General features: G+C 41.7%; 9 protein-coding genes. 5 read left to right on the top strand and 4 right to left on the bottom strand.

The annotated features are described in order from the left end of the window. Positions 1 to 28: 28 nt before the first annotated feature. Positions 29 to 379 carry a nitrite reductase small subunit NirD gene (gene nirD, locus Q0R88_RS00835; protein WP_295711250.1) on the top strand — a complete coding sequence of 117 codons (351 nt, stop codon included), beginning with the start codon at positions 29 to 31 and terminating at the stop codon, positions 377 to 379. Position 380: 1 nt separating this feature from the next. On the opposite strand, the gene Q0R88_RS00830 is transcribed toward nirD, so the two are convergent. After that, entirely contained in the window at positions 381 to 1,076 is a 696-nt protein-coding gene (locus tag Q0R88_RS00830; RefSeq protein WP_295711248.1) for a Crp/Fnr family transcriptional regulator, read from the bottom strand. 439 nt (positions 1,077 to 1,515) lie between these two features. Between Q0R88_RS00830 and Q0R88_RS00825 the strand changes: the two genes are divergently transcribed. The 4 genes from Q0R88_RS00825 (at position 1,516) to Q0R88_RS27130 (ending at position 9,562) form a co-directional block, all read left to right on the top strand. After that, a complete protein-coding gene (locus tag Q0R88_RS00825) occupies positions 1,516 to 3,057 on the top strand; it encodes an alginate export family protein (protein ID WP_295711246.1) in 1,542 nt (513 codons plus the stop codon). Between the two features lie 88 nt (positions 3,058 to 3,145). Next, the gene (locus Q0R88_RS00820) at positions 3,146 to 4,435 is read left to right on the top strand and encodes an MFS transporter (RefSeq protein ID WP_295711244.1); all 1,290 of its coding nucleotides are present in this window, start codon (positions 3,146 to 3,148) and stop codon (positions 4,433 to 4,435) included. Positions 4,436 to 4,581: 146 nt separating this feature from the next. Further along, entirely contained in the window at positions 4,582 to 8,100 is a 3,519-nt protein-coding gene (locus Q0R88_RS00815) for a nitrate reductase (RefSeq protein WP_295711242.1), read from the top strand. Between the two features lie 4 nt (positions 8,101 to 8,104). Continuing rightward, positions 8,105 to 9,562, top strand: coding sequence for a rubredoxin (locus Q0R88_RS27130; RefSeq protein WP_366086531.1), 1,458 nt, complete (start codon positions 8,105 to 8,107; stop codon positions 9,560 to 9,562). Between the two features lie 200 nt (positions 9,563 to 9,762). Here Q0R88_RS27130 and Q0R88_RS00805 read toward each other — a convergent pair whose 3' ends face one another. From Q0R88_RS00805 to Q0R88_RS00795, 3 genes are read right to left on the bottom strand one after another with little or no spacing between them, the layout of a single operon-like run. Then, a complete protein-coding gene (locus tag Q0R88_RS00805) occupies positions 9,763 to 10,140 on the bottom strand; it encodes an SMR family transporter (protein ID WP_295711240.1) in 378 nt (125 codons plus the stop codon). Positions 10,141 to 10,151: 11 nt separating this feature from the next. Further along, the gene (locus Q0R88_RS00800) at positions 10,152 to 11,102 is read right to left on the bottom strand and encodes a sterol desaturase family protein (protein WP_295711238.1); all 951 of its coding nucleotides are present in this window, start codon (positions 11,100 to 11,102) and stop codon (positions 10,152 to 10,154) included. Positions 11,103 to 11,104: 2 nt separating this feature from the next. After that, a complete protein-coding gene (locus Q0R88_RS00795) occupies positions 11,105 to 12,541 on the bottom strand; it encodes an N-acetylneuraminate synthase family protein (protein ID WP_295711236.1) in 1,437 nt (478 codons plus the stop codon). Between the last annotated feature and the right edge of the window lie 9 nt (positions 12,542 to 12,550).

Genomic DNA, 12,550 nt, shown 5'->3' with positions numbered 1-12,550 from the left:
CGTGTTGAGCTGATAAAAATATAACACAATGGAAACAACAATAGCAACACAATGGATTATGGCCTGTTATGTAGATGATGTGCCCGAAAATGGCGGATCATGCGTAAAGCACGGCGAGGAGCAGATAGCTATTTTTAACTTTACCCGCAGGGGCGAATGGTATGCTACCCAAAATCTTTGTCCGCATAAACAGCAAATGGCTATTTCGCGGGGAATGATAGGTAGTGCCGGAGAGAGCTGCGAGCCAAAGGTAGCTTGCCCGTTTCATAAAAAGGCATTCTCTTTACTTACGGGCGAATGTTTGGGTGAGGAGGAGCTTGTTATTAAAACTTACCCTGTAAAAGTGGCTGATGGTAAAGTTTTTGTAGGTATTGCCTAAGTTACAGGTTGGTATCCTGGGTTAATGCAAATAATTTTTCTTCATCAATAATAATTATTTTTTTGCTATTGGTGGTAATGATGCTTTCCTGTATCATTTCGTTTACTACTCTAAAAACGGTTTCGTAGGTTGCTCCTGTAAATGAAGCCAGGTCCTGGCGGGTTAATTCAATACCAATGTGCCCGTCGGGATTAATACCAAACTGATTTTTTAGTGATATTAAAGCGTGAGCAACGCGGCCTTTAACGGGCATATGCGCCAGGTTGCGCATCTTCTTTTCTGCCTCCTGTAGTTCATCAGCAAAAAACAACATAAGCTGATAGGTGAAATCAGGGTTAACCTTCAGGGTGGCCTCAAAAAAATCCATATCCATATAGCATATAACTCCTGCTTCAAGTGCTGTTGCCGAGATAGGGTAATGGGTGGCTTTTTTGCCTAATGCCCTGTGCCCAAATATGGCTCCCTTATTGGCAAAGCGAATAATGAGTTCTTTATCGGCGCCCCATTTTTTATGGACCTTTACAATTCCCTCGTATACAAAGTATATCCCTTTAACCGGATCGCCTTCATTAAAAATAACTTGTCCCTTTTTTACGCTAAGGTTTTTTTTGTTAGCTGCAACGGCGGGTAGCCATTCCTTAATGCAGCTTTTGCATAAAAAACAAGTTTGATTATCGCATGGGGTATTTTTTTTCATTTGCTGCGTAAATATCTGTTGATTTTATTAAAAATAACGATGTGAATTGTGTTTGTTGTGATTTTTTTAAGATTTAAGTAGATTTTTTTTGAAAAATATTGATTTTATATCGATTTAATTGAGAATAAATCATTTTATGTTGATTTAAAAATTATCAAAAGCGCATTTTGGCATTTTTTAAGTTGGTAAAATTTAAATTTTTCATAAAAAAAGCATATTTACATGATTTTAATCATAAAAATTAACTTTAAAGTGTTGTTATTTGTATTTATTCATTAAATAAGATATATTTATGCTAATTAAATGCTTAGTTATTAAAAAAAACTTGTGCCTATGATGAAAATAAAAAATATATAAAAAAAAGCCCTGCCGGGAGGTCGCATTCCCAGACAGGGTTAAACAGTTTTTAATCGCTTTAACAAATAAAAAACCAATTCAAATGTACAAAAATGTATGTAATCAACACACTATCGGCAAAATTCTATTAATTATATCATGTTTTATTTCATACAATGCCTCTGCACAGCTATCCATTACAGGACAGTTAAAAACAAGGGGCGAATTACGTGATGGTTATGGAACTTTAGAGCCAATAGGTAACAAAAATGCTGCCTTTGTTTCACAACGAACGAGGCTTACCTTTAATTATAAAAGCAGCCGGCTTATTTTTCAGGCATCTGTACAGGATGTAAGGCTTTGGGGGCAGGATGCATCAACCATTACTATAAACGATGGTAATCGTTTAGGATTACATGAAGCCTGGGCCGAACTTATCTTATCTAACAAAAAAGACACTTCTTTCAAATCATCCCCATTTGATTATTTCGCAATTAAGGCAGGTCGCCAGGAGCTTGTTTATGACGATGAACGCCTGTTAGGAGGATTAGACTGGTTACAGCAAGGCCGCCGGCATGATGCCCTTGTTTTTAAACTGCTGCAATCGGGATGGCAGTTGGATCTCGGCTTAGCTTTTAATCAAAGTTCAGATGCTATAAATTATAATGGTACCTATTACACTCCGGCAAATGTGCCTGCTACGGTAAAGGATAGCAAAGGCAATTTGGCAAATACCCCGGCCGGACTTATCCCGCTGCTTAATGCCGCTGGTATCAGCTCAAAAACAGGAAGCCCATCATTTTTAAACCCACCGGGAACCAACGGCTTAAATCAAAATTATAAGTCGCTTGAATATTTATATGTTGCCAAAAAAATCAATAAAACAAAAATATCAGGTCTGTTTTTGGCAGACCAATTTGGCAAGTATAAGCTCGATTCGGTTAAAAATGTATCTGGCACAGACGAAGGTTACATTTACGGCCGCCGCTTTAACCAGGCAGGCGTAAACACACGATATACTACCGGCTTACTGGTAAACCCGGTATTTGGCGATAAAGATCAATGGGGTGTAAACGGTGGTTTTTACTACCAGGGCGGCCATGATAAAGATGGCCTTGACCTTAGTGCTTATACCTATACTATAGCTTTATTATATAAAGGCAGCAATCTTAGTTATACCGCTGGCTGGGATTATTTATCGGGCAATGATGCTTTATCAACTTCAAAAACCAATCACCGGTTTGATCCATTATACGGAACGCCGCACAAGTTTTGGGGATCTATGGATTATTTTTATGCGGGCAGTGGTTCACCTACAGGCGGCTTAAGCAATCCTTATTTAAAAATAAAGTACGCATCTGATAACAAACGTTTCAGTACCGAACTGGCCAATCATTATTTTCTGCTGGCTAAAGATCAAAAGAATGCAACGGGGCAGGCTATTGGCAAATACCTGGGTACCGAGTTTGATTTAACCAACAGCTATAAGCTTAACAAGTTTACCGCTGTTGATCTGGGCCTGTCATACATGGCTGCAACAAGCAGTATGGAATATGCCAAGGCTTTAACACCCGGAAGCTTCAGGCTTCACCCGGTTTGGGCTTATTTGCAATTGAATATTAAACCCGAATTTTTGAATAAGTAACCTGTGAGCTAAAAGCCGATGGCACAAAGCCGAAAGCAAATATTGACCATTAATTTATTAGTAACCCCTGCTTTTATTTAAAACGATCATGGAAAAACAACTTACCAAACTCAATATATTTTCATTAAAAGGTGTACAAATGCGCACCTTCCACACCACATGGCTCATGTTTTTTGTGTGCTTTTTCGGTTGGTTCGGCCTGGCGCCACTGATGCCTACCATCCGTGCAGAATTGCACTTAAGCAAAGGGCAGGTAGGTAATACCATTATAGCTTCTGTAGCGGCTACCATTATAGCACGCTTAATTATTGGTAAACTTTGTGATACATGGGGCCCGCGCAAAACGGCCATCAGGCTATTACTGGTTGGCTCATTACCGGTATTTTTTGTAGGCCTGGCGCATGATTATACCTCGTTTTTGTTATTCAGATTAGCAATAGGTGTAATTGGGGCATCGTTCGTAATCACGCAGTTTCATACCTCTATGATGTTTGCTCCTAATATAAAAGGTACGGCAAACGCAGTAACCGGTGGCTGGGGCAATTTGGGCGGCGGTGTTACCAACATGGTGATGCCATTGATCTTTGCGGCGATAGTAGGTTTTGGCTATACCAAAGCCGAAGCATGGCGCTATGCAATGATATTTCCGGGTGTAATGATGCTGGTTATTGCCTTTTTATACTGGAAATATACTAAGGATACCCCCAATGGAAACTATGATGAAGTAGGCTATTCTAAAACCAATTCTACCAAAACCGATTGGTCCATATTGAGCGACTGGCGCGTTTGGGCGCTGACCCTTGCTTATGCGATGTGCTTTGGTATGGAAATCACTTTTGATAACGTGGCGTCACTACACTTTGTAGATACATTTCATCTGTCGCAAAGTTCGGCGGGTTTTTGGGCCGGTATTTTTGGGTTCATGAACATTTTTGCCCGTGCATTGGGCGGTATTGTATCAGATAAAGTAGGCGGCAAATTCGGGATGCGCGGCAAAGGTTTGTTGCTTGCAGGCGTATTGCTATTAGAAGGTGCAGGGCTTATTCTGTTTGCCAGCTCTGGCAACCTTACTGCTGCTATTATTTCTATGCTTTCATTCGCGCTTTTCCTTAAAATGTCAAACGGGGCTACTTATGGTATTGTTCCGTTCATCAATAGTAAAAATGTGGGTATGGTAAGCGGTATAGTTGGCGCTGGCGGTAACCTGGGTGGTATGATGTTTGGCTTTTTATTCAAATCATCTACCATTACTTATGTACAGGCATTTACCTATATCGGCATTATGGTTATGGTGGTATCGGTAATTGTATTAATAACGCGTTTCCAAAAACAACCGGTTTTAAAAGAAGCCGAAGAACCAATGATCGCGGTAGCATAGTGCAAGCTAAAAGGCTAAAAGCTAAAGGCGGAAAGCTCAAAGTTTTTAGTTTAAGCTTCAAATAAAAATAGAATTTAAGAAGGCTTTTAGCTTTCAGCTCAAATAAAGCTTTTGGCCCTAGGCCTTAAGCTTTTAGCTATAAAAAGATGTCAATAAACAAACGATCTGTTAATGCCTACAAAAGTACCTGCTGTTATTGCGGGGTGGGCTGCGGCGTTGTTATAAATAAAGAGAAAAATGGAAGTATTACCCTTGAGGGTGATAAAAATTACCCGGTAAACAAGGGGATGCTGTGCAGCAAGGGATTAAACCTGCACTACACGGCAAATGATAAAACAGATAGGTTGTTGTACCCACAGATGCGTTACAACAAAAGTATGCCTATGCAAAGGGTAAGCTGGGATGATGCATTGGAGCGTACAGCAGCCGTTTTTAAAACTTTTATCAATAAATACGGGCCAGACTCGGTAGCGTTTTATGCATCGGGGCAATGCCTTACCGAGGAGTACTACGTAGTAAACAAGCTGATGAAGGGTTTCATCGGCAGTAATAATATTGATACCAATTCGCGCCTTTGCATGAGTAGCGCAGTAGCGGCATACAAGATAGCGCTGGGAGAAGACAGCGTGCCGCTCTGCTATGACGATATTGAACTGGCCGATTGCTTTTATGTTACCGGAGCCAACCCGGCCTGGTGCCATCCTATTTTATGGCGGAGGGTTGAGGCTCACAAAGCGGCAAATCCGGATGTTAAGATCATTGTGGTTGACCCGCGGGCTACAGATACCTGCAGTATTGCCGATTTGCATCTGCAAATAAACCCCGGTACCGATATCACCCTTAACCATGCCATTGGCAGGGTATTGATAGAAAATGGCGATATTGATATTGACTTTGTAACCCACCATGCCGATGGTTTTGACCAATACAGTAAAATAGTATTTGAACGCACCCTGGCCGAATCGGCCCTGATATGTGGTGTGAGCGAAAGTGATATTTGCCTTGCCGCTAAATATATCGGCGAAGCAAAGGGGTTTATTTCTATGTGGACAATGGGGCTTAACCAAAGTTCCATTGGGGTAAACAAAAATTTGAGCCTTATAAACCTCAATTTAATAACCGGTCATATTGGTAAGCCGGGCTCGGGCCCGCTATCATTAACCGGGCAACCAAATGCTATGGGCGGGCGCGAAGTTGGCGGCTTAGCCAACCTGTTGCCGGCCCATCGCAATTTGGCAAATCCGCTGCACCGGGCAGAGGTACAAAAGTTTTGGGGCGGAACAGAAATTGCCGCAAAGCCTGGCCTAACCGCTACCGAAATGTTTGAGGCATTGAACGATGGTCGCTTAAAAGCCATCTGGATTATGTGTACCAATCCGCTAACCAGTTTGCCCAATGTTCGTTTGGCCGAGGAGGCGCTAAAAAAAGCAAAGTTTGTGCTAGTGCAGGAGATTAGCAATAAGCCCGAAACTTTGGCTTACGCCGATGTAATACTCCCCGCCGCCGCCTGGGCAGAAAAGGAAGGCACCATGACCAATTCTGAAAGGCGCATTAGCTATCTGAATAAAGTGTTAGACCCTCCCGGCGAGGCTATCGCCGATAGCGAGATCATTTGCCGCTTTGCCAAAAAAATGGGTTATAAAGGCTTCGACTTTAAAAATGCTGCCGAAATTTATGCCGAGCATGCTAAACTCACAACCAAAACCAATATTGATATCAGCGGACTAAGCTATGATATCATCAAACAACAGGGATCTGTACAATGGCCATATAAAAAGAGGAATGTAAGCATTGGTACCCCCCGTTTATTTACTGATAAGCAGTTTTATACCCAAAGCGGCAATGCATTGATCAGCGCTGTGCCTGATAAGCTTACCAGCGAAATGCCCAATGATGATTATCCGTTTATCCTGACTACCGGCCGTATTCGCGATCAGTGGCATACCATGAGCAAAACAGGTAAGGTAAATAAGCTAAACCAACATATCAAGGAATCTTTTATGGAGATAAACCCGCTTGATGCCGTTAAGCTGAACATACAGGAGGGCGATGTTACCATCATTACATCCCGCAGGGGAGAGGTAAGGGTAAAGGCCAAAATGTCAACAGCAATAAAACAGGGTGTTGTTTTTATGCCGATGCATTGGGGTAAAATTTTGAATAATGATATGCACCGGGTTAACAATGTTACCAGTGATATACTTGACCCGATATCAAAAGAACCGGATTTTAAATACTGCGCGGTAAGCGTTCAAAAATATAAAAAGCCATTTCAGCGCATTGTAGTTGTAGGGGCAGGGGCAGGGGCGCACGGCTTTGTACGATCATACCGCGAGCTGAACAAGGACGATGAAATCACCATTTTCAGCAAAGAGGATCACCCTTTTTATAACCGTGTAATGCTGCCAGATTACATCAGCGGCGAACAAAGTTGGGAACAACTGGTGAAAATGACTGATGAGGAGGAACCCGAATTTAAAATAAGATTACTCCGTGGCGTTAGCATCGAGAAAATTGACCGCGTTAATAAATATGTACTGGATAGCCGGGGGGTAAAAACTTATTATGATGTTTTACTGCTTGCCACCGGCAGCAGGGCGGCCATACCTAAAAACGTGCCTGCGTTGCAGGGTATTTTTAGTATGCGTAGCCGTAACGATGCCGATAACTTTAAAAAACATCTGCCCAAAAATGGTCACGTTGTTATTGTTGGTGGAGGCTTATTAGGCCTGGAGATGGCCGCCTCCCTGCGCGAAATGGGCATCACCATCACCATTATTCAGCGTACATCAAGGTTTTTAAACCGGCAGCTTGATGAGTTGGGCAGCAGGTTGTTGCACGAGGAGATGGCCGATCAGGGTTGCGATATTTTTTATGACGACGAGGTACAGCTGTTTTATGGCCGGTCTAAATTAACCGGTATTGGTTTAAAAAGTGGCCGCAAAATTGATTGCGATGCCATGATCCTGGCAATAGGTACAACCCCCAACCTGGAAATTGCCAAAGAGAGTGGATTAGATTGCAAACGCGGTGTTATCGTGAACGAGCGGCTGCTCACCAGCGATCCATCTATATATGCCATAGGGGAAATTGCGGAGTTTAACGGGACGCTATATGGTATAACCGCCGCTGCAGAGCAACAGGCCGCGGTAGTGGCCGGTTATATGAACGGCGATATTGCCAGCTATTATAAAGGCAGCCTGTTCATGAACATCATCAAGATTCATGGGTTTGATCTCTGCAGTATCGGCCTTTCAGAATGCCCTGATGATAAGGATTATGAAGAGATTGTATTTATTGACAAAGCCAAACGCTATTATAAAAAATGCATCATTCACCAGGATAGGCTGGTGGGTACTATTTTGATAGGGGATAAGGGTGAGTTCCAGGAATTTAAGGAGTTGATAGCCAATAAAACAGAGCTAAGCGATAAGCGCCTTAAGCTGTTGCGCAGCGGCAAAACTGCCCAGCCCGTGTTGGGCAAGCTTGTATGCAGCTGCAATAATGTGGGTGCCGATAATATCCGCAACAAGGTAGCTTCGGGTTGCACCCAATTGGCCGATGTTTGTTCATCAACAGGAGCTGGAACAGGCTGCGGTTCATGCAAGCCAGAGGTTAAACGTTTATTGGATGAAGTTTTAAAGCAACAATTAATGAATGCTTAAAAATATGAAAGATAAAGGCAGGCAATTGATCAAGATAAACTTACCGGGAGGGGTAGCATCTGCAGGCGATTTTTACGAGATACTTATCATAGCGCAAAACGCAGGTGCAAAACACATTCGTTTTGGTAACCGGCAACAGCTTTATTTTGAAACTGATACCGAACATTTAGAGGACCTGGAATTTGATATGCTGGGCGCCGGTATCGACTATGAAATTGATGCCGATATTAACCCCAATATTACCAGCTCATACATCGCCGATGGTATTTTTAACCAGGAAAACTGGCTTAAAGAAGGGGTTTATAAAGATATTTTCGACCTGTTTGATCATCAGCCATTACTTAAAATTAATTTGGTTGATAGCAACCAAACTTTTGTTCCGTTTTTTACCGGGAATCTTAATTTTATCTCATCGCCGGTAAGTAATTATTGGTATTTGTATGTAAGATTTCCAAAAACTAATATCCTGTATTGCTGGCCCGTGTTGGTTTATTCTGATGATATCCCGGCCATAAGCAAAGTTATACAGGAGGTGATCTTTGCCAACAAACAATTGTTTTATAACCAGGCCGAGGTTAATCCCGATTTGCTGCATCAGCTTGTTACTCCCGGCAACCAGTTTGTTATTCAGCAAATAGAGCAGCCATTGCAGATACCTGAATTTCAGTTGCCTTATTACGAAGGCTTTAATAAACAAGGGAACAAATATTGGTTAGGCGTATACAGGCGCAATGAGTTATTTGATATTGAGTTTTTAAAGGAGATCTGCAACCTGTGTATGCAAACCAGGGTAGGGCAGCTTTACATCAGTCCGTGGAAATCATTATTGATAAAAAATATCGAGGCTAAACACCGGCCTTTATGGGGAAACCTGTTAAATAAATACCGGGTTAATATCAGGCATGCATCAAACGAGCTAAACTGGCAGGTAGAAGACCTATGCAACCAATGCTTGGATCTTAAACAACAGCTGGTTCGCGAATTTGAGGAGGCTGATTTGCGTACTTACCGCTTAAGCTTTGCCATCAAAAGAACGCCACAATCAGGTATCTATGCTTCCATCGTAATTCGCGAACGTAAGCCTGATAAATTTGAGATTGTACACACCCGGGATTTTAACCATAATACGCGTGAATTTGTGGTTTATAAGCAAGGGGTAGCAAAGGCAGATTTGAGCGGCCATCTGATAGCTCTTTGTGATGCATTTTATGAATTACAAAGTACTGTGCGCCAAGCGCCTGTAACTATCATTAAAGAGGACACAGAGCCCGTGAGCCAAAAACATGTTTATCAGTGCATCAACTGCTTTACCATTTATGATGAAACCTATGGCGATGAACAAGGCGGTATTTTGCCAGGTACACCATTTGCCGCTTTAAATAGCTATGAATGCCCAACTTGCGGAACAGGTAAAGATGATTTTAAAGAAGTGGCAGGAGATAAATACCTGGTAAAATCTTAGAGGGGTAAAAAAACAAATAGATCGTCATTGCTTCGTTTCTACCTATGACTTATTTGCAAAAAAAGCCCTTTGTCATGCTGAACGGAGTGAAGCATCTATTATTCGCCATGCTTCTTCGCCCTGTATAGTCTGCGAATAGATCCTTCGTACCTCAGGATGACAAACTTTTAAAACGTCATTTCCCCTTCAGTATTTCCTTATTATTTTATTTCTGTGCCGTAAAATTTTAATCCCAGGATGCCGGTCATGATCATGAGCATGAAGAGAAACTCCTGCCATGATAGTTTTTGATCAAATAAAGTCATTTCGCATACCTTAATTAATACTAAAGTTACGGCTGTCCAAACGGCATAGGCAATGGCTGTGGGTACAAGTTTTATTGCTAACGAAAAGAAATAGATATTTCCAATTCCGAAAAGAATATAACCTGCAAAGGGTATCCATGCTGGTAAGCCCTGTTGCATACTTAAGGCAGAGTTCCACCGCAATGCTTTCAAATCGCTGAATTTCATCAGTTTAAGCGAAAATGTCCAGGCGGCTTCAAAGCCAGCCGCGATAATGAGATATAACCAGGCCAAATTTTTATGTTTTATTGTAATATGTTATCTTCTTCGTGCACTTTATTTGATGGTAAAGTAGGCTGGAAATGAATTTCGGGCTCTTGGGATTTTGTAGGGAATAATTTTATAAGCTGGTCCATGATCCTGAATCTTAACGTATAATACCATTTAAACCAGGGATATTTAAGCAAGCTTTTTTCATCAAAACGCTTTATCGAGAAGGCATGCTGTAAAAAGTAATCTTTAGGATAATCATAGTAAAGCCCCCAGTTTTCGGGCTTATTACCCGGGGCATGACCGGGATCATAAACGGTGCCGAAAAGGTAATCCCATACCGCTAACTTGGTAGCAAAGTTTGCATGAAAGACCTCCTGGTAATTGGCATGGTGCCACAAATGTAATTGGGGCGAATTGATGAGGTATTTAAGCTTGCCCATATTTACTTTAACGTTGGCATGGATAAACATACCGAACATGGCATCTATTAAAGCTTTGATAGGCACAACAACCGGGTTTGCTCCTAAAAGTATAATAGGAGCAAACTCGATAGTTTGGTTAATAATGATCTCCATGATGTGCGATCTTGATCCTGCTAAAAAATCAACTTCCTTACCAGAATGATGCGCTTCATGGATGCGCCAGAAAACCTTATTGGAGTGCTGAAAGCGATGGAACAGGTAGATATAAAGATCATGTGTAATCACAAAAAACAATACCTGTAAAGCAATTGGCCAATGCGTAATAAGTTGAAGATGTGATAGATCAAAATGCCTTTGCAGCGGCATAATGATATAATCAAAAATAAGAATCTTCAAAAAATAGCTTTGTATCAGGGTGTACCATACCAGATCAATCCAAAACCCTTCCCTAAAAAAGGCTAAACCTTTACGATAGGGGGAGATCCGCTCCCAACCAATGATAAAAGTTACCCAGCAGGCAAGGATAATGGAAGTTATGGTAAGTACGTTTTCCTGTGGCATTACTAAACTAAAGGCTTTTCTTTATATTCATCACTTATGTTTACCCTTAACCTTTTCATGGGTGCCAGTTCAGATTCATAAACCCGCTTAAAACCATCGCCGGTAGCGATTTCTACATCCCTGATATCGCGTACCATGCGTTGTAAGCCCTGCGGCTCAACTGATGCAGCATGATCTGATCCCCACATGGCACGGTCAAGTGTAAAGTGGCGTTCAACAAAAGTAGCGCCCAGGCTTACAGCGGCTACAGTAGTGGCCAGTCCGGTTTCATGACCTGAGTAACCAATAGGGATGCCCGGATATTTGGCTTCCAGCGTCTGGATCATTTTTAGGTTAAGCTCCTGGGGGCTACATGGGTAGGCCGAGGTTGAATGAGCGATGAACAAAGGATAGTTTTCATCAAACGCATTGACAAAGTTCATGGTTGCTTCAATCTCTTTCATGGTTGACATTCCTGTTGATAGCATTAAAGGCTTACCGGTTTCCAGGATGCGTTGTATCAGATCAAAATCTGTTAATGAAGCTGATGCCAGTTTGTACAATATAGTATCAAACCTTTCCATAAAATCAACCGATGGAACATCCCATGCAGAAACGAACCAATCAATGCCTAACTTTTTGCAATATTGATCAATAGTAGCATATTCGGCGATGCCAAACTCAGTTTTGCGTTTGTAATCTATATAAGTGATCCTTCCCCAAGGGGTATCGCGCATTATTTCCCATTGATCTTTTGGTACACAAATTTCAGGAGTTCTTTTCTGAAACTTAACCGCATCGGCTTTGGCTGCAACAGCCTCGTCAATCAGTTTTTTGCAGGTTTCCAATGATCCGTTATGGTTAATGCCAATTTCGGCTATGATATAGCTGGCCTGACCTTTACCTATTACACGGCCGTTTTGTAATGTTATTGTGCCGTTGCGGGTACCGGGTGTAATAGCAGTATTCTTTGATTCGATAATAAATTCAGCAAACTCGCGGAAACAGCCTTCGCCGCCGTTTAGTGAGCTTACAAAATCGGCTTGCGCTTTAACTAATGGCAATGCATCGGCGGGGCAGGCGGTTAATCCGGCAAGCTTCAAAACTTCCAGGTCGTTATAGTCATCGCCTATATAGGCAACTTCGTGTGCAGATAAATTTAAACGGTTGCAGATTTCGTTAAAAGTAGAAACCTTATCCTTTATGCCTAAATGCAGTTCAGCTATCTGAAGTTTTTCGGCCCGTTTAATCAACGAAAGAGAATGTTCACCGGTTATAATACCGGTATCAACATTTGCCAATTTTCGCAAACGCTCCACACCCATACCATCGCGCATGTTGAATTTTTTTAACAACTCGCCATCGGTGTTGTAATAAACACCTGCATCTGTTAATACACCATCGTTATCGGTTAGCAATAGTTTAATGCCGGCCGCTTTTTGTTTTAAAATTTCATTCATAATTATGTG

Source organism: Mucilaginibacter sp. (genome assembly GCF_025362475.1).
Classification (GTDB): Bacteria; Bacteroidota; Bacteroidia; order Sphingobacteriales; family Sphingobacteriaceae; genus Mucilaginibacter.
This window is presented reverse-complemented; position numbering and strand designations above follow the sequence as displayed.